At 48.4% G+C, this 24,004-nt stretch carries 20 protein-coding genes and 1 riboswitch; of the genes, 12 read left to right on the top strand and 8 right to left on the bottom strand.

The features are described from left to right. Positions 1 to 82 precede the first annotated feature (82 nt). The 5 genes from AY633_RS04595 to murJ form a co-directional block, all read right to left on the bottom strand. Entirely contained in the window at positions 83 to 544 is a 462-nt protein-coding gene (locus AY633_RS04595; protein ID WP_068486920.1) for a site-2 protease family protein, read from the bottom strand. Between the two features lie 1,070 nt (positions 545 to 1,614). Next, on the bottom strand, positions 1,615 to 2,619 hold the full coding sequence (locus AY633_RS04590; RefSeq protein WP_068486918.1) for a GNAT family N-acetyltransferase: 1,005 nt from the start codon (positions 2,617 to 2,619) through the stop codon (positions 1,615 to 1,617). After that, positions 2,616 to 4,079, bottom strand: a complete 1,464-nt coding sequence (locus AY633_RS04585) for an O-antigen ligase family protein (RefSeq protein WP_068486917.1) — start codon at positions 4,077 to 4,079, stop codon at positions 2,616 to 2,618. Before AY633_RS04585 ends, AY633_RS04590 begins: the two co-directional genes overlap by 4 nt. A gap of 24 nt (positions 4,080 to 4,103) precedes the next feature. After that, the gene (locus AY633_RS04580; RefSeq protein WP_068486915.1) at positions 4,104 to 4,979 is read right to left on the bottom strand and encodes a PIG-L deacetylase family protein; all 876 of its coding nucleotides are present in this window, start codon (positions 4,977 to 4,979) and stop codon (positions 4,104 to 4,106) included. A gap of 15 nt (positions 4,980 to 4,994) precedes the next feature. Then, complete coding sequence (gene murJ / locus AY633_RS04575; RefSeq protein ID WP_068486913.1) at positions 4,995 to 6,521, bottom strand: murein biosynthesis integral membrane protein MurJ; 1,527 nt, start codon at positions 6,519 to 6,521, stop codon at positions 4,995 to 4,997. 367 nt (positions 6,522 to 6,888) lie between these two features. Between murJ and AY633_RS04570 the strand changes: the two genes are divergently transcribed. The 11 genes from AY633_RS04570 to AY633_RS04520 all read left to right on the top strand — a co-directional run bounded on the left by AY633_RS04570 (position 6,889) and on the right by AY633_RS04520 (position 19,338). Further along, entirely contained in the window at positions 6,889 to 10,389 is a 3,501-nt protein-coding gene (locus AY633_RS04570) for a DUF6359 domain-containing protein (RefSeq protein WP_068486910.1), read from the top strand. A 159-nt stretch (positions 10,390 to 10,548) separates the two neighbouring features. Beyond that, complete coding sequence (locus AY633_RS04565; RefSeq protein ID WP_068486908.1) at positions 10,549 to 11,661, top strand: S1C family serine protease; 1,113 nt, start codon at positions 10,549 to 10,551, stop codon at positions 11,659 to 11,661. A 150-nt stretch (positions 11,662 to 11,811) separates the two neighbouring features. Continuing rightward, entirely contained in the window at positions 11,812 to 12,846 is a 1,035-nt protein-coding gene (locus tag AY633_RS04560; protein WP_068486906.1) for a GNAT family N-acetyltransferase, read from the top strand. 203 nt (positions 12,847 to 13,049) lie between these two features. Further along, positions 13,050 to 13,151: riboswitch (TPP riboswitch) on the top strand. An 89-nt stretch (positions 13,152 to 13,240) separates the two neighbouring features. After that, entirely contained in the window at positions 13,241 to 13,930 is a 690-nt protein-coding gene (gene tenA / locus AY633_RS04555; RefSeq protein ID WP_068486904.1) for a thiaminase II, read from the top strand. Beyond that, the gene (thiM, locus tag AY633_RS04550; RefSeq protein ID WP_068486902.1) at positions 13,923 to 14,684 is read left to right on the top strand and encodes a hydroxyethylthiazole kinase; all 762 of its coding nucleotides are present in this window, start codon (positions 13,923 to 13,925) and stop codon (positions 14,682 to 14,684) included. The genes tenA and thiM overlap by 8 nt, the downstream gene beginning before the upstream one ends. After that, positions 14,674 to 15,552 carry a bifunctional hydroxymethylpyrimidine kinase/phosphomethylpyrimidine kinase gene (thiD, locus tag AY633_RS04545; RefSeq protein ID WP_068486900.1) on the top strand — a complete coding sequence of 293 codons (879 nt, stop codon included), beginning with the start codon at positions 14,674 to 14,676 and terminating at the stop codon, positions 15,550 to 15,552. The genes thiM and thiD overlap by 11 nt, the downstream gene beginning before the upstream one ends. Further along, the gene (gene thiE / locus AY633_RS04540) at positions 15,527 to 16,144 is read left to right on the top strand and encodes a thiamine phosphate synthase (RefSeq protein WP_260804508.1); all 618 of its coding nucleotides are present in this window, start codon (positions 15,527 to 15,529) and stop codon (positions 16,142 to 16,144) included. The genes thiD and thiE overlap by 26 nt, the downstream gene beginning before the upstream one ends. Further along, positions 16,141 to 16,629 (top strand): energy coupling factor transporter S component ThiW, encoded by a 489-nt coding sequence (gene thiW, locus AY633_RS04535; protein WP_068486896.1) that lies wholly within the window; start codon positions 16,141 to 16,143, stop codon positions 16,627 to 16,629. Before thiE ends, thiW begins: the two co-directional genes overlap by 4 nt. Positions 16,630 to 16,739: 110 nt before the next feature. Then, the gene (locus AY633_RS04530; protein ID WP_068486894.1) at positions 16,740 to 17,294 is read left to right on the top strand and encodes a TetR/AcrR family transcriptional regulator; all 555 of its coding nucleotides are present in this window, start codon (positions 16,740 to 16,742) and stop codon (positions 17,292 to 17,294) included. 100 nt (positions 17,295 to 17,394) lie between these two features. Then, a complete protein-coding gene (locus tag AY633_RS04525; protein ID WP_068486892.1) occupies positions 17,395 to 18,759 on the top strand; it encodes an MATE family efflux transporter in 1,365 nt (454 codons plus the stop codon). A gap of 30 nt (positions 18,760 to 18,789) precedes the next feature. After that, complete coding sequence (locus AY633_RS04520) at positions 18,790 to 19,338, top strand: GNAT family N-acetyltransferase (protein WP_068486890.1); 549 nt, start codon at positions 18,790 to 18,792, stop codon at positions 19,336 to 19,338. 50 nt (positions 19,339 to 19,388) lie between these two features. Here AY633_RS04520 and AY633_RS04515 read toward each other — a convergent pair whose 3' ends face one another. Continuing rightward, positions 19,389 to 20,141 carry a class I SAM-dependent methyltransferase gene (locus tag AY633_RS04515; protein WP_068486888.1) on the bottom strand — a complete coding sequence of 251 codons (753 nt, stop codon included), beginning with the start codon at positions 20,139 to 20,141 and terminating at the stop codon, positions 19,389 to 19,391. 141 nt (positions 20,142 to 20,282) lie between these two features. On the opposite strand from AY633_RS04515, the gene AY633_RS04510 reads away from it, so the two are divergent. Further along, complete coding sequence (locus AY633_RS04510; RefSeq protein ID WP_068486886.1) at positions 20,283 to 20,735, top strand: SRPBCC family protein; 453 nt, start codon at positions 20,283 to 20,285, stop codon at positions 20,733 to 20,735. 64 nt (positions 20,736 to 20,799) lie between these two features. On the opposite strand, the gene AY633_RS04505 is transcribed toward AY633_RS04510, so the two are convergent. Together AY633_RS04505 and AY633_RS04500 are read right to left on the bottom strand one after the other, a co-directional pair. Then, a complete protein-coding gene (locus AY633_RS04505; RefSeq protein ID WP_068486884.1) occupies positions 20,800 to 21,648 on the bottom strand; it encodes an STAS domain-containing protein in 849 nt (282 codons plus the stop codon). Between the two features lie 175 nt (positions 21,649 to 21,823). Continuing rightward, a complete protein-coding gene (locus AY633_RS04500; protein ID WP_068486882.1) occupies positions 21,824 to 23,866 on the bottom strand; it encodes a carbohydrate-binding domain-containing protein in 2,043 nt (680 codons plus the stop codon). Between the last annotated feature and the right edge of the window lie 138 nt (positions 23,867 to 24,004).

Raw genomic sequence — 24,004 nt, 5'->3', positions numbered from 1 at the left:
AAGAAAACGCTAAAGGCATATCCACAGGAACCTGCAATATGCTCTTCATTATCATCACCAGAAACGCCCAGACCCAACAAAACTATTCTTCGACTTTTAGCTCACGATACAGATGAACCAATTGCTTGCCATCAGTATCTCCGACAATAGTCGTCATCGGGAGGAGGTTAATCAAGACAGTTAAATAAGAAACGAATATGAAGCTATCCAAGTAATTTCGAAAAACCCCAAGCTCAAAGCCCGTTGCAAGATCCAAAATTACCGCGCTGACCAAATTGAACAAAACGCCGCCCAAGTAGAAAAGACTCCTCTGGAACTTCCCCAGAGCTTCAATATCTTTTGCAACCACGTGCCCTCCTGCAAAATACGCCACCCTCAGGTAGAACAGCTTGTAGTTCCATAAAACTTCGCCCTTCCCAATACTCAATTCAAGTAATTTACCACCCGATAACTTCAAGAAAAAAGCATGCCCCAACTCATGAATAAGCGTGATAAAAGGAAAGATGAACAAAGCGATCACAATAAAATTAGTGAAAAAATCCATACAATAACTCCTCTGCTAGTAGGCTTTGGTACGAAAGTTAAGTGTAATTTTTTACCATAATCATACATACGAAAGAAAACCAAATCAGTTTCACTAAATTCACAAAGCCGAGCAATCTAGCACCTACAAGAGCAGAGAAACACTAAATCTCATCACAACTTCATGACCAAGAATTAGCAATCCCCACAATCACAAGACCAGGGAAGCGGCTACCCAAATGAAACAACCATCAACGCGCAAAACGCCTACCCACTCAAACACTCACCAGCTCGTCCCAGGAAGCGATTCCCCCACAAGCCGGCAACTGTATACAGAAGCAGATCCGCCGGTACATACCACAAGCAATGAAATCTCTAAGCTGCCCAGCGCAGAGGGGTGAAGCGAAGGAGTAAGACAAGCGTTCTTCTTGGCTTACTCTGAAAGCTCAACCCCAAGCCCGGCAGCGACTATTCAAATGAAGCGACCATCAACGCGCAAAACGCCTACCCACTCAAACACTCACCAGCTCGTCCCAGGAAGCGATTCCCCCACAGGCCGGCAACTGAATACAGAAGCAGATCCGCCGGTACATACCACAAGCAATGAAATCTCCAAGCTGCCCAGCGCAGAGGGGTGAAGCGAAGGAGTAAGACAAGCGTTCTTCTTGGCTTACTCTGAAAGCTCAACCCCAAGCCCGGCAGCGACTATTCAAATAAAGCGACCATCAACGCGCAAAACCCCTATCCACTCAAACACCCACAAACTAGTCCCGGGAAGCGATTCCCCCACAAGCCGGCAACTGTATAAAGAAGCAGAACATGCTAAACACTCTACATCCAATAAAATCACCTAGCTGCCCAGCGCAGAGGGGTGAGCCGAAGCAAGAAGACGGGCGCTCTTCCCGGCTTCTTGTGAAAGGCCAACCCCAAGCCCGGCAGCGACTCTCCAAGCGATGCAAAAAGAAAAGCAATGAACAAGTCGACACATAAACTTTCACTATCTACCTACACCCACACCAGTCCCGGGAAGCGATTCCCCACAAACCAAAAAAAGCCCTCCAACCGGAATCCCGGAAGAAGGGCATACATTACTTAATACGAATCCACATCCGACTGCGACAAATGCCAATCAGCCAGTTCATCATAACTGCCAGTGCCAGTGAAATCCTTAATCACAAATGGCATTGGGCTATTGATATGGAAAAATCCAGCTTTCTTCAAAGCACGATAACGCGGGCTATCGGGCACCGCCCAACAATTGAGCGCATCCGCTTTCGTGAAACGGCGAATGGCCTTCAATTGATCCGCAATAATCGCTTCATCGTTCGGACCAAACAAATCAACAATCGTGGTAAAGGTGACGCCGTTCGCTTTCGTTTCGTCGTGCAGAACGCAATATCCTTCAGCATAACCATTTTGCTCCAAGGTATACACCTGATAATCCTTTGTCGGATGATCCAGGAACCGACGCTGCAAATAGCCGCTGCTTCGCTTGGTGTGGAGAGGGTACTGTTTTTCAAAACGGCCGTACAACATTTCAGCTACGGACAAGCGATCGCCAAGCTCGCGCAATTGATGCGTGCTCTTTTTCGGAATGCTGACTGAGAACGCTTTGTCGAGCGGCGACTGAATCGCCTGTAACTTGCCGACCTTGGCCGCAAGCAAAGCTCCAGGTTTGTTGACGGCCAAAAAGCGCGGGACATTCCCGAGGTCTTTGCCGTCGGCGACCTTCAAAAACACTTGTTTCGCTGTCTCAGCAGGGAAGCCGTAAAGAATGTCTATCCCTTCAGCTTTACATTCCTGAATCATGCGAGAAACGATCTGTTTATAAATGCCGCGTCCCTGTGCTTCCGGATCGACCATGATGTCGACCCGTTCACCGAGAACAAGTTCCTGGCCCTGCTGACGCGCCGTCAGCTTCAAAAAAGCCGCATGGCCGTTAATGTGGCCATCTTCTTCAAAAATAACGATTGTGGCGCCCTCAGGAAAGGTTTCGAACTTCCATTGCCATTCAGCAAGCGAGCGTTTTTTACCGAATACTTTTTCGTAAAGCTCATTGATGCCGAGTTCATCTCCGGCTTGATATAGGCGAATCATAAAGTGTCACCGTCATCTTGCAGCCCGAAATCTTCACGGCGAGACGCAGCCGCAAGAAGCGCGAAGAACGCCAGGCCGAAGATATCGGATTCCCATAGGTTATAGACAAGGCCCATGAAATATGCGCCGAGCAAGATGCTGGCAGTAAGAGAGTATAGGTAGCTTTCTTTATGCTTTTTCGCGTAACGCCAAAGCATCAGCAATAAGAAGGCGGCAAAGGCGATGACACCAAGTACGCCGGTTTGGACGATGATTTGAATATACTGGTTATCGGAATAGAATTTATGGCCGATTTCGTATTCACGGTAAATGGGTGAACCGTTCGATAGGGTAGTAGAGTCGCCAAACGTGGCAAACCCGGTCCCGATAATTGGGTTGTCCTTGAAAACTTCAAATCCAGTTTTGACGATAAACAAGCGGCCTGAACTTTGGCTGCCAGTGACCGTGTCTTCGCTAAAAGTACTGCCGATGCGATCGCGGAATCCGGATTCGCCGCCAACATCAAATTGCTGGATATTGGTCACTTTCTTGGAACCGACATCGGTGCTTTCAATGAAGTTCGTCAGCAAGTTAAGTGGCAGTACAACAATTACTAGGGCAATCGCCGTGTACTTCACAAAGTCGATGAGCACGCTCATTTTGCGCGTCATGATTAAGAAAGCGACTGCGGCGATCAAGAATCCTAACCAAGTACCACGCGAATACGTCAATACCAGAATGCCGACCAACAGGACATTCAAAATATCCATATAAAGCGGTTTGAATTCTTTTAGTTTATTTTTCGCATAATAGAAGGCGATAAACGCAAACATCAAGTAGATGCCGAGCACGTTCGGATTGCCGAGCATGCCGTAAATGCGCACGCGGTTTTTGGCGGATAACGCCATAGCTTGCCAAGATTCAGGCAAGAAGAAGTTGCGGATTGATAACTTTTCAGCCATAGCCTGGATGATGACCAAAATCGCAGTCCAAACAAAAATCCAGACAAGGTTGACCAAGTCTTTGCGAGTGATCCCGAGACGGTAGACCACATAATAGACCAAGTAAAAGAGCAGGAACTGACGCAAAGTCATTGCAATGAGAACGGGACTGATGCCCGTGATGAGAGCGGAAATCGAACCGATGGCAAGAAACGCGAAATAAGCATATTCGAAATTCTTGAAGTGGAATAGCTTGCCGACGGTTTTGCGATTCATCCAAAACACTTTGAGCAGCGCACCGAATACGATGGCTTCCGTCAAGTAGCTGAGCGCCGGATTGTATTGCGTCACAAATTCACGTACCGGTATATAGACAAACAGCAACAGGATGCCGTGCTTGGGATTGATGAATGCGTAAGCGAACAACACCAGTGTGACAGCATAGCCGATGATGGCCAGTTCAGAATAAGCGATTAACATGATAGCGATCAAGGCGATGAGCCAAAACCATTTTTCGTTGTCGTTCTTAAAAAAGTTCATAATATCCTCCAAATGCATTTATAATTAGCGGCTTTGATAAATCGCCTTTTTCAATTTCAAGTTCTTGAAAATTGCCCACCATAAGGTAACGGTGCGATTCGCTTGCTTGAAATGGTTTTCGTATTGGCGGTCGCCAGTTTTCAAGCGATCAGCCGCTTCGATGAATCGCTGCGGTGTGTTCTCGATGAAAGTTTCTACATAGCGTGGGCTTTCTTTTGTTTGAGCTGCTTTAATCTCAGCGAGCGCCAGAAATCCATCAAATGCGATGACTTGGCTTTTAAATGCTTCTGTTGCGCGTTGTTTCAGCGGGAATTGATCGCTAATATCCATAATACAATTGATCGCTTCAGGCGGGACAGGGCAATTGATCTCATATTCGCGGACAATGCTTGGTGAATGTTTTGAGTGCTTCAGAGCATCCGCTACCAAATGGGCACTGTACACATGATCCGGGTGGGCATCGATCAAGCTGGTCGTATAGACCGTATCCGGCTGGATTTCGTCGATCAGCTCCACAAAACGTTCGCTTGATGCGACATGCTTGATTTCACTGTCGGGATAATCGAGATAACGAACGTCCGTAAAGCCAAGCAGATCCTGGATTGAACGCAGTTCTTGTTTGCGCGTTTCGGCCAGGGCATCGGCTTCTACAGGAGCGGCATTGCTGTTTTTGCCATCGGTGACGATAGCGATCGTGACTTGTGAGCCGGAATCGGCATAGCGCCGAATCGTTCCGCCGAGACCGATCGTTTCGTCATCAATGTGTGGGGCAAATACGAGCACGCGTTGTGCCGGTTCCAGCGGCGTCAGCGGTTTATCCGCTTTGTAAAAGCGTTTCAAGGATGCTTTGATGGCCGGATTCAGTACCGGCGCGGCATTTTTCATTAATGCTTGTTTCATAATATGAAAAACTCCTTATGATTTTCTAAGCTTGCTGATGAGGAAGCGCGCAATTTCCGTTTTCAAGGCGAGAGCTGCGATGACGTAGACAATGGCGCCGACGATCGCAGTCAGGCCGAAGCGGATATAGATATTGAGATCCTCGAGAATTCCGGAAGCGAGCCATAAAGCCAATAGCATCGCAGCGGTCGCCGCAAAAATCTTCGCCGCGTCTTTTAGGATAAAGCGAGAGTTGAGCTTGCCTTGCGTCCGGTTGAAGACGACCCAGTTAAGCGCAAAATAAACGAGCGCCATGACAGACGAAGCGAGTGGGATCGCTAAATACGAATCAAGCAAGGCGATGAACAGGAAGTTCAATGCGACATTGAGTGCGATGGAGAATAAGGAAATGCGCAAAATGACATGTCCCTGTTTCTTTGAATAGAAAGCTTTGTTTAAAATGTTTTGCAAACTGAAGAACAATACCGATCCCAGATACAGATAGCCGACATTTGCAGTGGCTGTTGTCGCATCCGCTGTAAAGGCGCCGCGTTCGTAAACGATCGTAATAAGATCTTGCATCAGCCACATCATTCCCGCAACAGCAGGCAGCAAAACCAGAAGCGTCAACATCAATCCGTATTCGATGCCTTGCTTGAAGCTTTTCTCATTGGCATTCGCAATGGCTTTCGCCAAAATCGGGAAGATGATCGTCCCAATCGTCACGCCGATGATCGCTTGAGGGAAGTGGACGATGTTTTTGGCGTAGTTTACGTAGTTGACCGCTGAATCGCTGAATGAGCTGGCAAAGATATTATCGATTGTCAGATTGACTTGGCCGACCATCACCGTAATGGCAACCGGGATGAAAATGATCGAAAAGGGCTTAATTTCTTCCCAATCGAGTTTGCCGATGACTTTGTGGCTGTCTTTAGGGACGAACCAGAGCCGTTTGGCAATATACGATAACAACGCACCAGCCAAATAGCCAAACGCCATTGAGTAGGCGCCGATTTGATCTGCAAACAACAGCGTGCTAAGAATGGTGCTGCCGATGACGATGGTCTGTGAGATGACCGACAGAGAGAATTTACTTTCTGCGTCAAGATAAGCCTCATAAACTGCGTTCAATGACACCAGGAACACAGCGATAAAGAAAATGATCGCCAAGGCAACACTCAATTCAATTGCCTCAGCTCGCACATCAGGTTGCAGGTTGGGGAACTGAAACAATAAAGGCAACAGGACGGGAGAGACGAATGCACCGATAACGGCAACAATCAATCCGAAAACCATCGTCCCGCGAATGATCTGTGAAAAATGGTGATGGCCTTTGCCCTCCGCCTGTGCGTGGATAAAGCTTGGCACGAATGCGTTCTTCATGCCGGTAGTGAAAAATAAAATAAAAGTATTTGCCAAAGCGAATGCTGCAAAATACGCAGCTGATTGATAGGAATCGCCAAATTGATAGGCAATCACCATATCCCGGAGAAGCCCGGAAACTTTTAAAAACAATGACGCAATGACAAACAAAATGCCGGTAAGTGCGAGTTTTCTGCCCAAAACAAAATCCTACTTTCTTCAAATGGTTAAGCGGTAAAACAAAACCAATTTCTTTCCTTATATATAGGAGCAATAATCTCCCAATTCCATTTTTCTATCTTATCACGAATCCTCTTGTTTAGACGTCTCTCAATGAATTATGTTGCGGAAAAATTCATAACTGGGTCGTTACGAGAAGTGGATGAAAAAGTATTGAAAAACAATTCAAACAAAAAGAATGATCAGACTATTAAAAAGTTAAAAAAAGTAAATTGTATGAGTATTTTGGGTATTAATAGTTAGAATTTACAAATTATTAATAAAACGCTTACAATTTTTTAGTATAATGGTTTCGTATGACAATAAATTACCTGAGGAGTGAAAGTTAGTGGCAAAAAGCGCGTTCAGCAAAATCTTTTTGAGTCTCCTATTGGCTTTATCCGCTGTGTTGCCTTATGCAGCAACAGCCGATGCGGCCGAAACCATTTCGGTGGCACAAGCCATAGAAAACAATACAGGCACAGCAACGGTGAGAGGCTTTATTGTTGGCACTGCCAGCAGCAAAACGAGCTACGATCAAGAGGCTCCTTTCACGACAGCGAGCAATTTAGGGTTGGCAGATTCACCGGATGAAACCGATCCGACGAAAATCTTGCCAGTTCAATTGCCGTCCGGTTCAATTCGTTCAGGCTTGAACTTGGTCGACAACCCGTCGAATTTCAAAGCCGAAGTCACGATCACGGGTTCACTGGAAGCTTATTTCACGACAGCAGGCTTGAAATCTCCAACGGCTTTCACGATTTTGTCTGAAGGCGAAGAGCCACCGACAGCGACACCTGTAGACAGTGTCCAGGAAGCTCGCGGTTCAGAAGGCTTGATCTCGTTGGAAGCAACCGTCACAACGGAAACTGGTTTGTGGGGCGGCAACGCTTTCTATGTGCAGGATGAAACAGCTGGAATTTATGTTTATACGTCCAGCGCAACAGTTACTGCAGGCGATAAGGTCCGCTTAGTGGGCACTGTGTCTGAGTATGGCGGTGAACTTCAGTTACAGCCAAACACGGTAGAAGTCTTGTCTTCTGGCAATGAATTGCCAAAAGCACAAGTGATTTCACCAGCAGGTGTCAATGAAGACACGCAAGGAGAACGCATTTCGATTGAACGCGTCAAAATCACCAACTTACAATCCGTTAACGCATATGGAACGTTCGAATTTACGGCAGTTGCCGAAAACGACGAGCAAGTCGTCGTTCGCAATGATAACCGCAATGGGGTGACGTTCGAAGACTTTACCAAACGCTACAAAGAAGGCGACTTGATTTACCTATCAGGCATCGCTTCTAAATTCAATTCGACTTACCAAGTGAAGACGCTTGGATTTGAGAGCTTTGAACTTGTCAACAAACCGGCTGTGTATGCAGACATCTTCCCAGGCGTCGTTTCGGAAGGAACTGAAATTACACTTGCCAGCGGATGGGACGATGCTGTAATCCATTACACAACAGACGGTTCAACACCGACTGCAAGCAGCGCGGTTTATACGCAGCCGATCGTTTTAACAAAAGATACGGCCATCAAAGCGATCGCTATCTCAGATGAAACATCGGAAGTATTTTCATTCCGCTACACGGTCCTGAAAACTAAGGACTTGAAAATCCGCGACATTCAAGGGCAAGGGCATTACTCAACTTATGAAAATGCCAATGTGAAAGACGTAACAGGTGTCATTACGCATTTCTATAATGGTGCGAACTTTGTCATTCAAGATACCAATGATGACGGCGACTGGACAACATCAGAAGCGATTATCGTCAACAAATCCTCTGCATCAAGCAGCTTGGCTGTCGGGGATGTAGTATCGGTCGCAGGAACAGTGGAAGAATGGTTCTATAGCGGCTATTCCGATATGAAAGAAAACGATTTGCCTGTCACGCGCATCCGTTCAACAGATGTCGTGAAAACAGGTACGACAGCTCTTCCTGAACCGATCGTGATCGGTGAAGATGTATTCCCGCCTACACAAAATATCGACAACGACGGCTTGACGGAATTCCAGCCAGAAGAAGACGGCATCGATTTCTGGGAATCCCTTGAATTGATGCGTGTCGGCGTAGCGGATGCACAAATCGTTGGCCCGCAAGACTACGGCGAAGTATTTGTCGTATCGAAACATGCAACAAACAACGAATTCCATAAACAAGGCGGAATCTTGCTTGAAGAAGACGACTTCAACCCGGAACGCGTAAAAATCCAAACAAGTGAAGACCTCGTCGCAAAAGCAGGCGATACTTTCGCTGAAATGCCGGTCGGCGTTCTTGGCTACGGATTTGGCAACTACCAGATCTGGACGGATGTAACGAAAGTGCCGGCCATTGTAGACGGCGGCACACGACCGGAAGAAACATGGATTGAGAATGCGGACGATAAATTGACGGTTGCGGCTTATAACGTCGAAAACTTCTCTGCAGACCCGAGCCACACAACGAACGAAAAAGCACAGCGCATTGCAGAATCATTTGTTAATGATTTGAACTCACCAGATGTCATCTCGATGATCGAAGTTCAAGACAGCGATGGCCCGATTGCATCTGGCAACGCTGACGCTACCGCTTCTTATGAGCGTCTTATCAAAGACATCCAAACAGCAGGCGGCCCAACGTACGCTTGGACAGACATCGCACCGGAATACAACCAAGACGGCGGACAGCCAGGCGGGAACATCCGCGTCGGTTTCTTGTACAACCCAGAACGCGTAACACTTGCTGAGGGCACGAAAGGAACAGCTACACAAGACAACTCGTGGACGGAATCAGGCGATCTTGCCTTGAACCCAGGACGCGTCCAGCCAATCCCGATGCCTGGCACACGTAAACCACTCGCAGCACAATTTGAATTCCAAGGCGAAGAAATTGTCGTCATCGCAACGCATTTGAACTCCAAAGGCGGAGATCAAGGATTGATGGGGCAAAACCAGCCACCTGAATTCAAATCGGAAGTTGAACGCATTGAATTGGCACATGCCATCAATGGCTTTATCGAACAAGGGCTCGAAGTGAATCCGGAACTGAATGTCGTCGTTACTGGCGATATGAATGATTTCGAATTCACGCCGGCACTGGAAGCACTTCAAGGTGACATCTTGACGAATAAAGTCAACGATGTGCCAGAAGACGATCGTTTCTCGTATCATTACCAAGGCAATACGCAAGTACTGGATCACTTGCTAGTAACGAATAATTTGGCAGACCATACAGAACTCGACATGGTCCATATCAACTCGATGTTCATGGAAGAGCATGGACGTGCATCAGACCATGACCCGCTTCTGGCACAGATTACGTTCGACAAACCACAAGTACCAGGCCAGCAACAAGCTAAACCGGAATACACGGAGTTTTCAGCGGTCGTTAAAGCAGCTGACTTCGATGAAGAAGGCAAGCTGGATATCCATTTCTCCGACGAGATCTTCACGCAAGTGTTAAACAGCGGCAAGAATTTGCGCGTGGAATTGGAAAACATGATTTTGACTTTGACTCCGAAAAACTTGAAACAATTGGCACAAAAAACGCCTCAAGGCATGACACTCTCATTCGAGGCTGATGATGCTAAGCTGGTTGGGTTCCGCCCGACGTTGACTAGCCAGTTTGATATCGCGGTGTTGAATGCTTCAGGTACGGAACTGGATATGAAATTTGACGACACGGTGCAGTTGAGATTCGCAACTGATGCAAGTGTCCGGGTCCAGTTCGGTTCATACGTTGACAAGCGTGGCAGATGGCAAATCATGAAAGGCAGCAAAAACGGCTCGACCTTCACACTTGAAGTCAAAGAGCTCGGCAATTACACGGTCGTCACGAACAGAGGGCGATTGGTGAAGAACAGAAGATAAGTAAACGGATTAAAGGCTGGGAGAGCATCTGCTCCCCCAGCCTTTTTGTGTGAAAAAATGTTCTTTCCAAAAACTTATCAAAACAAGCGTTGCAAGCCTTTTCTTTTTGAATTGGTGGTTGCTATAATGAACTCACAATAATGGAAGCGGGTTGAGACGATGGAAAAACGGATGATGCAATGGCTGGTAGTTTTCCTGTCAGCGATGATCCTAGCGGCTTGTGGAGGGACGGCTACCGAAGCGCCGCCGGAGGCAGAAACTGAACAGGGAGATTCACCGGTTGATACGGTCGCACAAGAAAAAGGGGCCATGATTGCGAACGCCAAAACACATGTCTACACGATCTATACCGATTTCGAACAAGGTTCTGGTTTCTTGTACAATGACCAGGGCGATATTTTGACGAATGCACATGTCGTCCGTGATGCGACATTTATTTCGCTCGTCAATAGCGATGGGCAGGAGTTTGCTGGAAAAGTCATCGGCATATCGCTTGATGAAGACCTAGCACTGGTCCGCGTCGAAGAACTAGCAGGAAAAGCCCCGCTTGAGCAGGAGCTAGAGCCGGTGGATAGCGGGACGCCGGTCATCGCCATCGGCAGCCCTGAAAATGCGGCGAACACAGCAACGGAAGGCGAAATCACCAACACAGGGGTCGATTTTTCGGAAGTCTTCGTCTACAACGACCTTTACGAAATGAATGCCCTCATCAAAAGAGGCTCAAGTGGTGGGCCGCTACTGGATGCAAGCACCGGAAAGGTACTAGGCATTAATTCGGTCATGCTCGAAGACAATCCGGAAATCGGCTATGCGATTCCGCTGTATTTGAAAAAGGACCTGCTGGATACATGGGCGAACAACCCAGATCCGCTTCCGGCTTCGCAATTGGTGGAACCGTCTGTGAAGGATGCCTATTTTGACGAAGCTTTGCTGTCGAGTTTCATCGAAGCCTATTATGATTTGCTGCCGTATTCCATGAACGAAGAAGAGCTCAATTACTACTCCACGTATTTGGTGCCGGGAAGCCAGGCGGTTGAAGCGGTCGACAGCGTCGTCAAAGAATATTCTTCAGATGGCCGGGTGTTTGATTCGGTCGTGCCGGAAGTCAGTTCCGTCGAAATAGATGGCGACCGTGCCTATGTCGAAGCAGGGGCCGTGTTCAATTATCACGAAGCGGACGGCGAGACGGGCACAATCGATCACCAACGACGTTACACCGTGATAATCGATGAGTACGGGGATTACCAAATTGAATATGTAGAAGAAATGTAAGAGCCTCCGATTGTGGAGGCTCTTTTTTCACAGGGCGCGAAAAGTTTACTGCCAGTATACTTACTTAACCTCACTTTAACCGAAAGTCTTTAAAGTTAGAACGTGAATACAACTTTGAACGCTAGTAACCAAAAAGATGAGGTGAGAACGGTGAGAGATATTTATTTCGGCAAAGAATACGGGAAGCTCTATGAAAAGATGGAAAACGGAAAATGTGTGTCGTTCACTCTCTTTCACAAACTAGGATCAGTCCACTATTTATTTATCAAAAGGGAAATTCCCCTCCATTTACCCGGCAGTGGCCCGTACTATGATTTAATCACCCCCTACGGATATGGAGGGCCAATCGTTGAAGCTGAAGACGCAAGGGATAAGAAGGAATTATGCCAACTGTTTTTTCGTGAATTTCGCAAATATTGCCAAACGGAAAACATCGTCAGTGAATTCGTCCGATTTCATCCTATATTGAAAAACGCCTCAGATTTTAAGGAATGGTACGCCATCGACTTTATGCGGAACACCATTCAGACGAGATTGCATGACACAGAGAATCCACTGATGACTGAATACTCGCCCTCAGTTCGCCGATCTATTCGCAAAGCGTTAGAGCAGGGTGTGGAGTATCGGGTAGTGGTTAGTCCCAACAATCTTGACCGATTCAAGGAATTGTACCTCCAGACGATGAACCGTAACCAAGCGGATGAATACTATTATTTTAGTGATGAATATTTTGAGCAATGTCTTCACTCATTGAGGCGACAATTGGTCGTTGTGGAAGTGATATGGCAAGGGGCAGTTATCGCGATGGGCCTGAATTTTGTTCACAATGGCATAATCCATGTTCATTTAACGGGAAGTTTGGAACGATACCATCATTTGCATGCGCCAATTATTCTTCAATATGCTTTGCTCTGTTGGGGGATGGAAAATGGGATAAGGCTGATTCATCACGGAGGCGGCCGGACGAACGATCCGGATGATAAATTATATCTCTACAAGAAGAAGTATGGTCGGACCCAAGAGCTTGAATACTACACAGGCAAGAAAATATGGAATCTAGAAGTGTATAATTTGTTATGCATGAAAGCAAATGTAGAAGATAATTGTTCCTTTTTCCCAGCATACCGAGAAGGGCCAATAACGAAGGAAAAACGTAAAGCAGATGGCGAAACCGGTAATTGCTAATAAGGTCATCGATGGATCGCTTACGGGCAAGGTCAACAATTCCATTTCAGCGAAGTTCCCTTATCGGACTGGTAACTCCTCCAGTCTCATCTTGACAAGGACATCACACTCTGGCTTTTTTATAGGAGGACAAAACAAATTCAAAAAGTTTTGAATTCGCAGGCTAGCTATGGTATTCTACTACCGACAATAAAAAAATATCGCTATTCCACTAGGGGAGCCACGATGGCTGAGACGGACAAGAGTCCGGACCCTTTGAACCTGATCTGGATTATACCAGCGTAGGGAAGTGGGCGAATTGTGAGCTTTTCTCCAATTTCTTCAGCTGACCTTTATCGCCGCTTCCTTACCTGGGAAGCGGTGTTTTATTTTGCCCAAAAAAGGAGAGAGCGACATGACATTTTGTAAAGAAGTTCGGTTGGAATGCACAGATCTATGGGACGCCAGTTTTGAGCATCCTTTCGTCAAAGGTATTGCGAAAGGGGATTTGCCGCTGGATGTCTTCAAATTTTATGTGATGCAAGACGCTTATTACCTGACGCATTTCGCAAAAGTCCAGGCAATCGGAGCCACCAAAGCGAAAGACCTGAAAACGACGCAATCCTTCGCACATCACGCAGAACAGACCTGCGCCGCAGAACTCGCACTTCATGAATCCTTTATGGAGCTGCTTGGGGTGACAGAGGAAGACTGGAAGCTATTTGAACCTTCCCCGCACGCTTACGCTTACGTTTCGCATATGTATCGCTCCGCAGAAGGCGATTTGGCGGACGTGCTCGCAGCCTTGCTTCCATGCTATTGGCTTTACTACGAAATCGGTGAACGTTTGAAAACGGCGACGCCTGAAGAACCGATTTTCCAGAAATGGATCGGCACTTATGGATCTGAATGGTTCGGGGAACTGGTCAATGAACAAATTGAACGGATGGATCAACTGGCAGACGGCTTATCGGAAGAGCGGCGCAAGGAATTGAAGACGCGCTTTATGAGAAGCAGTTATTACGAATGGCAATTCTGGCAACAGGCTTGGACGATGGAAACTTGGGAACTGCCCGAGAAAAAGGAGCGTGTTCCTCATGCTTAGAGAGTTGCGTGCGCGAAAACCCTTGATTCATTGCATCACCAATCACGTCGTCTCGAACTTCCAAGCGAACGGCTTGCTGGCGCTCGGCGTTTCCCCGGTGATGGGCGACGAAGAGCAAGAAGTCGCAGAACTCACAGGGCATGCCGATGCCTTATCGCTCAATATCGGCACCATTACGGAGCGTTCGTTCAAGAGCATGCTCACGGCTGGTCGTGCTGCAATGAAAAAAGGCATCCCGATCGTATTGGATCCAGTCGGTGCTGGGGCGACCGTCTATCGTTTGCAGGCCGTGAAGCGATTATTGACGGAACTTGATGTGACGCTTTTGCGCTGCAACGCCGGTGAGCTCGCGGCCATTGCGGGAGCCGATTGGCAAGCGCGCGGCGTCGATGCCGGAGAAGGCGAAGGGGATTTGGCAGCTATCGCGAAACAAGTAGCTAATGAATACCAAACAATGGTCGTGGTCACTGGAACACGCGATTTGGTGACAGACGGGGAACGCACCGAGTACATTACAGGCGGCGATTCATTGATGGCATCGGTTACGGGGATGGGTTGTTTGCTTAGTGCGGTGCTTGCCGCATTTTTGACGGATAAAGAGAGTAGTCAGCTTGATGCGGTCGCTTTTGGTTTGCAACTTTATGCCAATGCAGGCAGCCGCGCGGCGAAAATCGCTTTGCACCCGGGAGCATTCCAGATAAGCTTTTTGGATGAACTTTCAAAAAGGCAGGAGGCGCTTGTTCATGGAAACTAAAGCCCAAGTATTGACGATTGCCGGATCTGATTCTGGCGGCGGTGCGGGCATACAGGCAGACTTGAAAACCTTTCAAGAGCTCGGCGTATTTGGCTGTTCGGCCATTACAGCGGTGACTGCCCAAAATACGCAAGGCGTCCACGGCATTTACCCAATGGACCGGCAAGCGGTCAAAGAACAAATCGATGCGATTGGGAGAGATTTCGATATCCGTGCGCTCAAGACCGGCATGCTGTTTGATGCGGGAATTATCGAAGAAACTGCGCAAGGCATCAAACGCTACGGCTTTGAACAGCTAGTCATCGATCCCGTTATGATCGCAAAAGGCGGAGCTTCTCTATTGCAACAAGAAGCGGTCGAAGCCATCACATCGCTGCTCGTGCCGCTCGCTTCTATTATTACACCCAATATTCCGGAAGCAGAAACCTTGAGTGGAATCGATATTACCGATGATGTGTCGCGAAGAAAAGCGGCAGAAGCGATATTATCGCTTGGCGCGTCCTCAGTCATTATCAAGGGAGGTCATAGCGCAGACCCTGACGTAGCGGAAGACTTTTATATAGACCAACAAGGCAGGGTGATTTTGCTGCGTTCGGAACGCCTCCAGACAAAACAGACGCACGGCACGGGCTGCACATTTTCAGCAGCGCTGACGGCTGAACTCGGCAAAGGCAAACCAGTGGAAGAAGCATTATTCACAGCCAAGGAATTTATCCAATCGGCGCTCGCGCATCCGCTGGGCATTGGCCATGGACACGGCCCGACGCATCATGCGGCATACAAAGAATCAAAGGAAAAGGAAGTGGTTCATCTTGTTCGGGAATCCAGCGATTTATTTTCTCATGGGTACGACAAACGCCGGTACTAAAGAGCCGCTCGCACTTCTCAAAGAAGCGCTTCAAGGAGGCATCACCCATTTTCAACTGCGCGAAAAAGGGCATGGCGCACTGACAGGGGAGGCACTAGTGGAATTTGCCGCCAACTGCCAAAAACTGTGCAGCGAATACGGGGTTCCGATGTTCATCAATGATGATGTTGAACTGGCTTGTGCAATCGAAGCGGACGGCATCCATATCGGACAGGATGATATGGGATGCGGCGAGGTAAGGCAGCGAATCGGTGCATCGATGGCTCTTGGGGTCTCGGTGCATTCTGTCAAAGAGGCAAACGAAGCGCTGACATGTGGCGCGACGTATCTTGGCATGGGGCCGGTATTTGGCACGCGCACGAAAAGCGATGCCAAACCGCCTGCGGGTGTCGCGGAAATCATCAAAGTGAAAACGCAATATCCGAATGTGCCCGTTATTGGCATCGGCGGCATCGAACCTGGCAATGCTGAAATGGTATGGCGGGCAGGCGTGTCCGGGATCGCCGTGATTTCATCGATCGCGCAAGCAGAGGATGTTGCAGGGCAAATCGAGCGATTCAAGCAATCGATTCCGGGGAGGCGCATCGGATGAATACGAAAAAACTGGTACTGATGGCAATGTTCGTCGCACTCGCTGTCGCCGGATCTGCGTTCGTGTGGTTTCCAGCAGGCATCGCGCGTGCATATCCAGTCCAGCATGCCATCAACGTCATCGCAGCGGTCATCTTCGGCCCCGGTCCAGCGGTAGTCATTGCGTTATTGACCGGTACGGTTCGCGTGTTGACCGGGACGGGCTCCTTGCTCGCATTTCCAGGCGGCATGATCGGCGCCTTGCTTGCCGGAATCTTCTATCGTTACAGCGGGCGGATCGGGTTTGCAGCAGCTGGGGAAATTCTCGGCACAGGCATCATCGCCTCGCTGGTTGCGGTGCCGTATGCGCGCGTATTGATGGGAACGGAAGTCGGCGCCTTGTTCTTTATGCCGCCGTTTCTCGTCTCCAGCATCAGCGGTGCCGTGCTTGGTGTCGTACTGGTCTACCGTTTAGAGAAAACGAAAAGCAGTAAATTATTGGCGTGACAAACAAGGATCGGCTTTATGAGCCGGTCCTTATTTACATCTATAAATCCTTCTGCTTGAACTAAGAAAACGATTATAGTATTATTAGTTTTCATAAAGGGGGTTCGGCTGTGAAAAACCGGATAATCCAAGCATTTATTGAAGAAACCCGAAACAACGGCATTAAATTCACCATGGACAATTTGGCGAAACGTCTTGGCATCAGCAAGCGCACCTTATATGAAAACTTTTCGTCCAAATTGGAAATCCTGGAAACGATCATCGACCAGGCATTTACCGAGTACAATAGCCGGGCGCAAGCTATCCGCGAAGACGATGCTCTTGATTTGCAGGAGAAAATCCATCAGCTCATCGTCTTGATCCCAAATCATAACGACTTTTTTGATTTGCGTGTCTTGGAGCAATTAAAGCGGTACTATCCTGAACAATGGCAACGCGTCGACCGGGAAATGAATCAATGGGAAGACTTAAAGCAATTGCTTGAACAAGGCATGGAGACCGGATTGATCAAGCAACAGAACATCGACCTATTGATGAAGATGATTTTGAACGTCGTCAATATTTCTTTGGATCAGCAATTTTTCTCGGAACAAAGCATCTCCATCAAGGAAGCAGTCGAAGCGATGAGCGAATTATTAGTAGACGGATTCGTCAAAAGCGAATAAGAAAAATGCTGGCTAATCAAAGCCAGTATTTCTTCGGAGTAAAAAAACTTAAAAAACAAAAATAGTTTTCGGTGTTTTGAAAGCTAGGAGGTAGTTCTATATGAAACCAGCATCTATTCATCGTCTGGATACAGAGCCAGTCGGCAAGGCATTTGTCCGTTATTTGGTGCCTTCGACTGTCGGCATGTTGCTCATGGCGATCAATATTGTCGCGGATGGCATCATGGTCGGCAACCGCTTAGGGCCGGTCGCATTGGCCGGTGTCGGCATCGCAGCCCCCGTCTATACTTTATTTGTCGCGATGTCGCTGTGGCTAGGCATCGGCGGCGCCACGAGGTTTTCAGCTCTTATGGGCGCAAAGCGGGAAGGCGAAGCACGTATTGTGTTTTCACATGCGATGGCGGCGATTTTTGCAGTGACGCTAATCATCGGGCTAGTGGCCTTTCCGTTTCGAACGGAACTGGCTTATATGCTCGGGGCGAATGCAGAAACTTTTCCGTACGTCTCCGATTATCTATATTTGATGCTGCTTTTTGGCTTCATCTTTACGATGGAAAACGCGCTCAGCATCATGGTGCGCAATGACGGCAGCCCAAATCTTGCGATGGTGTCGCTCATCACGACTTCTTTATTGAACATCAGCTTGAATTACCTGTTCTTGTTCGTTCTGGATTTTGGCGTCAAAGGGGCGGCAGCTGCGACATTGCTTGCCGCATTTGTCGGCATGCTCGTCTTGTGTACGCATTTTTTCAAACAGGACAATCGATTGCGCTTTGTTCGTTTCAAGCCGAACCGCAAATTGCTGTTGTTGATTCTCGTCATCGGCTTCCCAAGCTTCTTGGCGGAAATCGGCATGTCGGTGTTCACCATTTCGCATAACAATGTCTTCGAACGCCTGAAAGGAACGGAAGGCGTTGCGGCGTTCGCCATCCTCAATTACGTCCATAGCGTCATGCTGCTCGCATTTCTCGGCATGGGCTCAGCTATCCAGCCACTGGTCAGTTACTATAGCGGGGCGAAAGACCAGGCAAAGATCAAGAAGACGCTGCAATTGGCGATCGGGACGGCATTCGTGGCAGGCTTGCTGTTTTTCATCTTCGGGCAATTCTTTGCAGCAAGTATCGTCAGCGTGTTCGGGGATTTCCCGGGCGCCGTCGTGGAGCTCGCGACTTCCGGCATCCGGCTGTTCTTTATTGCGTATTTGTTCATGGGAACGAATTTTGTGATGATGACGTATTATCAATCGACCGGTGAAATCCGCATGGCGACTTGGATCACCGCAGCACGCGAAATCATCGTGCTGCTGATTTTACTGAGCATCTTGCCGCTCGTCTTCGGCGTCACAGGTGCATGGCTTGCGATTCCGCTTTCGGAATTGATGGTGTTGTTGACGATTGTGTATTATCAAATGAAGCAGAAAAATAAATCGCAATTCACTGTGGACAAGTCGCCACAGCATAAATGAACGATTCCGAAATAATAGGGAGGCATGGGAATGCAATTAGCAAAACAGCTGTTTCAAGTGAAAGGCTTGGATTATTGCATTCGAAGTGCGGAAATTCAAGACGCAGCCCAATTGGAGAAAGTGCGGTTGCAGGTTGATGGCGAGACGGAAAATATGGACCGTGAACGCGGAGAAGCTTACCTGGACGAAGCGGCGTTCAAACGGCTTATCCAAGAGGATGCCAAAAGCAGCCGGAACTTGTTTCTAGTGGCCGAAGCTAATGGCCAGATTGCCGGGTTTTCTAGGTGCGAAGGCAGTCCATTAAAACGAAGCGCCCATCAAGTGGAGTTCGGCGTCGGGGTGCTCAAGCAGTATTGGGGCCATCGTATCGGCCGCAAACTCTTGGAGTCATCGATCGAGTGGGCGGATGGCCAAGGGATCAAGAAGATAAGCTTAAAAGTGCTTGAAAGCAATGAAAAAGCGGTAGAGCTGTATAAACAGTGCGGCTTTAAAGTGGAGGGCACGCTGAAAATGGACAAGCGCTTAGCGGATGGGAACTATTACGATACTGTAGTGATGGGGCGTATCCCCAAATTATAGGCCCATAAGAAAAGACCGTGTTTACGCGAAGGCGCAAATACGGTCTTTCTTTATTTCCGTGCTTTAATAATAAAAGTCGTGGGGAATTTCTGTGCTTTATAAAGCGAGTAATAGCGGTCTGATACTTCCGTGTTTGTTTCCTTCAAGTCATGCGGAACATCTGGCTCGACCACTTGCTCGATGGAAAACCCAGCTTTCACCAGGGCATTCAAATACGTGCTGAATTTGCGCTTCGGAATCGTCATCGGTGCGTCTTCACCTTTGAAGTTGGCGTAATGGATGCTGCCTTCGTCCTGATAGGAGCCTTCTAGTGATAGGTACCCATCCTCGCTTTTCAAATGGGCATAGAGCGGGTGGTCCCAACTGAAGATAAAGGTTCCGCCAGGCCGCAAATAGGAATAGATCAATTCAAACGTCCGGTCGAGATCCACCGTCCAACCAATCGCATAAATCGAGTAGACGATGTCGAAATAGGCTTCCGGGAGCCCAATATCTTCTTCCATTGCGGCGCAATAGAGCTGTGCATCGAGCCCAGCCAGTGTTTCATGTGCGCGTTTGACTTGATTATCGGACAAATCGACGCCCCATAAATCCTTTGCGCCTTGTTCGCTCACATAAAGCAATGAATGGCCGCTGCCACAGCCGATGTCCAATACGTTTTTACCGTCAATCGAATCGAAAAGACGCAGTTCCTCCTCACTCTGGGCGAAAGGTCCATAGCGGGGCAGCGCATCGACACCGTTAAAATGGCCGGCGACCGCGTTCCAACTCGTACGGTTTTGTTGCAGAATTTCTGTCTTCATCTATACTCCCCCTGTCTCTTTAGTCTTCTTGAAATGGCTGGATAATTCCTGCATGTGTCGGTGCCCGCGAGGAATATTCTCTTTGTGTAAAGGGTATTGAAAGCTAACAAGCTGTAAGCAGCAAGGAAAAGAGGAAACTCCATGCCGAAGATAGTCCATGAAACGTATATTGAAGCACCGATCGAGCGCTGTTTCGATTTGGCCAGGAGCATTGAAGTGCACATGGAAACCGTCTCGAAAACGAACGAGCGCGCCATTGCCGGGACCACGAGCGGCATGATGGAACTCGGGGACTGGGTGACGTGGAAAGCGACGCATCTCGGTGTCCGCCAAAAGCTCACCTCCAGAATCACGGAAATGGAGCGGCCGTACCGTTTCAGCGACGAAATGGTCAAAGGCGCTTTTCATTCTTTCCATCATACCCATGAGTTCACAGAGAGCGGCAGCGGCACCTTGATGGTAGATTGGTTTGTCTACCGCGCGCCGCTGGGATTCATCGGAAAGCTTGCCGACAAATTATTTCTTGAACGCCATATGGAGAAATTTTTGTCGACACGCGCTGCCGAATTGAAGCGCATCGCAGAAAATCGCTAACCGTAAATAAAACCAAAAGAACATCCACCTGCCGCGTGTGCAAGTGGATGTTCTTTTAGGTTTTTCAGTTTTGGTTAAATTCGAGTTTATGATAGCGCAAAGCCTGATCCAATTTATTGTAGACATCGATTTCGCCGAAATTGACACCTAATTGAATGGCAGTCTGGGCGATTTCTGGGCTGATGCCCGCAATGGCCGTACGCACGCCGATGATTTTCAATCCTTCGATCAGCTGGAAAATCTGGTGGGCAACCATCGTATCGATGATCGGCACACCGGACAAGTCGATGAACAGGCGCTCAATCGATTTTTCGTGGCATTGCTGCAACACTTTTTCGAAGACGATTTTGGCGCGGTATGTATTGATCTCGCCGATCAATGGAAGCAATCCGCTATCTTTGGAAAGCAAGATGACCGGTGCGCTCATCTCGACGATCATTTCCTGTTGTGCATTCAACCGGCGTTCTGCGGCTTTCGTGTTTTGGTCGATGAACTCGAGGATAATGGTGTTGGTCGTATCGACAATGGCCTGATTCCAGGCATTCAATTGTGCATGGGAAATGGTTTCTTCCTGCAAAGTGGCGAACTCTTCAATGAGCTCCAAATACTGCTTTTGCGTACGGAAAAATTCCTTGATGACAGAATTGAAAGGCGTGGCCAGATGCGCTTCGTCGTTCGCGACACTGAGCACCCATTCCCGGAAAATGTCGATGCACTCGGCTTCTTCTTTGCCAAATGCCGAACAGAACAATTGATGGAAATCCTGATTTTGCTGCTTTAGTTTGTCAATAGCTTGGGGTTCGGTTTCAGCGTAAACACCGCCTGCTGATTTATCCAAAGTGGAATACCATTGTTCGGTCAGCCCTTTTGACTTTTCGCGCAAAAATGTTTGCAACTCGCTATTTTTAAACATGCTCTTTTCTCCTCGCTTAATGGGCATTATAAGTTATCCTGAAATACGTTTACCGCTTTATCATATAATAAGTGAAAAAAATATGCACGATTCAGACATAAAGAAAGCCGGCAGCCTGTCCTAGGCTGCCGGTTATTAAAGTATATAATTACGCAATAGAGTGCGCCTGTTCATTTTATTGTGCTGGGACTGTGTCATCCATTGGGCGCATCGGCACTTCAATGCCAAGTTCCGCCATGGCGGCTTGCGCTTGTTCTTCCGTCAAGGTGCCTGCTTCAAGTTGCGCGAGGATTTCTTCGACTTGAAGGGCAGTCTCTTCATCTAACTGCTCCATCGGATTGGCGCCTTGAGGCGGTCCGCCTTGGCGGTCGCCACCAACACCAGCCCCGCCAGCGCCACCGCCAGCATGTTCAGGGGCAGCTTCTGTGATGCCGTCTTCGTTGAGCCAAGTAGCTGTTTCTTCCTGGACGAAGCTCAAGACCTCGGTGCCGCCTTCGTAGCTGCCGCCCGTATACAAGCCTTCCGTTTCTTCGCCGCTAGAAGACCCGCCGACTGACAAGGTATAACTTGAGCCGACTTGCAAATCAGGTGAACTGATGTAGATGGCCTGATAATCTTTTTCCGGCGCAAAGCTTGCGACTGTATTGCCTGCACTGTCTTCAAGATGGGTCAATGTACCGGCTTCTTGAATATCCGGGAACGTCATCACCACAGCAGATTGAGTAGAATCCTCAGACGTGCTCTGAACCATGCCGGAGCTGCCTGCGGCGATCAAAAGTCCGCCTTCTTGCGTGAACGTATTGTCGTAGTCGATCGAGCCTTCCATGTCAGTGACGGGCCCGTTGACCAGCACCGTGCCGCCGGTCATGTGAATCGAGCCATTGGCATCGAGCCCATCTCCGCCTGCATCGACGGACATGAAGCCGCCTGTAATGGTCAATAACGGTTCCTCTTGTGTCGACGTAGTGGTATCTTCATCTGCAGTGGCCGTGCCATTGCTGACATTGATGCCGTCATCGCTGGCCCATAAGGTATATTCGCCGCCGTTAATGGACAGTTGGGCCGCCTCTAGCGCCTCATAGCTCTTCGCGATGTCAAAAGTGCCGTCATCTAGGACCATCATTTGGTCGGCGTGTATGCCGTCTTCCCCTGTGGATAAAGTCCACTCGCCACCGCTGATCGCTACGTCGCCATTGCTATGGACCGCATCATCTGCTGAATCGACCGTGAAGCTGCCGCCGGTAACAAAAAGGGCGCCTTCTGTTTTCAGCCCCTTGCCGCTTTCCATATCCGCCTCTTCAGTCGCAGTTCCCTGAGCTGGGCCCGGGGAATTTGTTTTGACGGTTTCCGGGCTTCCGCCACCGGACGTGATGGAATACGTGCCGCCGGTAATATACGCATCGGCAGAAGATTGAATGCCGTCTCCTCCCGCTACGATCGAATATGTGCCGCCTTCAAGGGCGATCGTTCCGGTGTTTTCTTCATCATTGGTCGTTTTGATGCCATCGTCACCGGCTTCGATGGTGAGCGTTCCGTCTTTAGCGGCTACGAGATCGCGTCCCATCAAGGCGTCGTCTACAGCGAAGATGGTCACATCGCCGCCTGTGATTTTCAAGGCGTCTTTACTTGTAATCCCGTTATTATAATTGCCTTCTACGACCAATTGCCCCGTGCCGTTGATTGTCAAATCACTTTTGCTGAAAATAGCGGCGTTCGGTTCGTCGGCATCATCGGTGTCCGAATAGTTGGCTGCATCGGCGACGCGGTTTTCACTGCCTTCTTCAAGCGAAATGATGGTTTTTTCCGCTTTTTCGACGAAAATCGCTGAGGTTTCAGAAGACTGGATGCTCACGCCGTCGAGGACGATGCGTACTGGATTATCGTCTTCCGAATCGACGACTACTTGGCCATCCAAACTGCCGCTCAGCACGTAGGTGCCGCCAGCCTTGATCGTTAAGGTGCCTTCTTCAAACAAGACGGCTGCAGAGGAGGCGTAGTCCGCTTCCGTCCCGGTTAGTTCAATCGTCTCTGCATTTTCAAGGTCTTCGTATTCGTCTCCTGCTGTGTAAGTAAGCACGGAGTCGATTTCTGACTGGACGATTTCCTGTGCCGGTGAACTTGCCTCTGCTGTTTCTTCTAGTTCTGTATTGCTGCAGGCAAACAATAAGCTTGCCGATAAAGCGACCGAGGCCATTTTGAACATATTTTTATGGATCATTTTTTTCACTCCTTCTGGATTAAGAGGAAAGCTTGTCTCTTGTTGCTTTCAGTATGGGAGGCTTAGCTTAAGCAAACCTTAAAAATGGCAGGCATTTGCAATTTTCTTTTTTCGTTCTATAATCAAGTCTATTATTCA

It is taken from the genome of Planococcus maritimus (assembly GCF_001592825.1).
GTDB classification, from domain to species: Bacteria; Bacillota; Bacilli; order Bacillales_A; family Planococcaceae; genus Planococcus; species Planococcus maritimus_C.
The sequence above is the reverse complement of the archived record's forward strand: the minus strand, read 5'-3'. Positions and strand labels throughout refer to the sequence as shown.

Excerpts from the sequence above, each read along its gene's own strand:
- AY633_RS04595 (WP_068486920.1), bottom strand. The coding sequence starts at position 544 with ATGGATTTTTTCACTAATTTTATTGTGATCGCTTTGTTCATCTTTCCT.
- AY633_RS04590 (WP_068486918.1), bottom strand. The coding sequence starts at position 2,619 with ATGATTCGCCTATATCAAGCCGGAGATGAACTCGGCATCAATGAGCTT.
- AY633_RS04585 (WP_068486917.1), bottom strand. The coding sequence starts at position 4,079 with ATGAACTTTTTTAAGAACGACAACGAAAAATGGTTTTGGCTCATCGCC.
- AY633_RS04580 (WP_068486915.1), bottom strand. The coding sequence starts at position 4,979 with ATGAAACAAGCATTAATGAAAAATGCCGCGCCGGTACTGAATCCGGCC.
- AY633_RS04565 (WP_068486908.1), top strand. The coding sequence starts at position 10,549 with ATGGAAAAACGGATGATGCAATGGCTGGTAGTTTTCCTGTCAGCGATG.
- tenA (WP_068486904.1), top strand. The coding sequence starts at position 13,241 with ATGACATTTTGTAAAGAAGTTCGGTTGGAATGCACAGATCTATGGGAC.
- thiM (WP_068486902.1), top strand. The coding sequence starts at position 13,923 with ATGCTTAGAGAGTTGCGTGCGCGAAAACCCTTGATTCATTGCATCACC.
- thiD (WP_068486900.1), top strand. The coding sequence starts at position 14,674 with ATGGAAACTAAAGCCCAAGTATTGACGATTGCCGGATCTGATTCTGGC.
- thiE (WP_260804508.1), top strand. The coding sequence starts at position 15,527 with ATGGGTACGACAAACGCCGGTACTAAAGAGCCGCTCGCACTTCTCAAA.
- thiW (WP_068486896.1), top strand. The coding sequence starts at position 16,141 with ATGAATACGAAAAAACTGGTACTGATGGCAATGTTCGTCGCACTCGCT.
- AY633_RS04525 (WP_068486892.1), top strand. The coding sequence starts at position 17,395 with ATGAAACCAGCATCTATTCATCGTCTGGATACAGAGCCAGTCGGCAAG.
- AY633_RS04520 (WP_068486890.1), top strand. The coding sequence starts at position 18,790 with ATGCAATTAGCAAAACAGCTGTTTCAAGTGAAAGGCTTGGATTATTGC.
- AY633_RS04515 (WP_068486888.1), bottom strand. The coding sequence starts at position 20,141 with ATGAAGACAGAAATTCTGCAACAAAACCGTACGAGTTGGAACGCGGTC.
- AY633_RS04510 (WP_068486886.1), top strand. The coding sequence starts at position 20,283 with ATGCCGAAGATAGTCCATGAAACGTATATTGAAGCACCGATCGAGCGC.
- AY633_RS04505 (WP_068486884.1), bottom strand. The coding sequence starts at position 21,648 with ATGTTTAAAAATAGCGAGTTGCAAACATTTTTGCGCGAAAAGTCAAAA.
- AY633_RS04500 (WP_068486882.1), bottom strand. The coding sequence starts at position 23,866 with ATGATCCATAAAAATATGTTCAAAATGGCCTCGGTCGCTTTATCGGCA.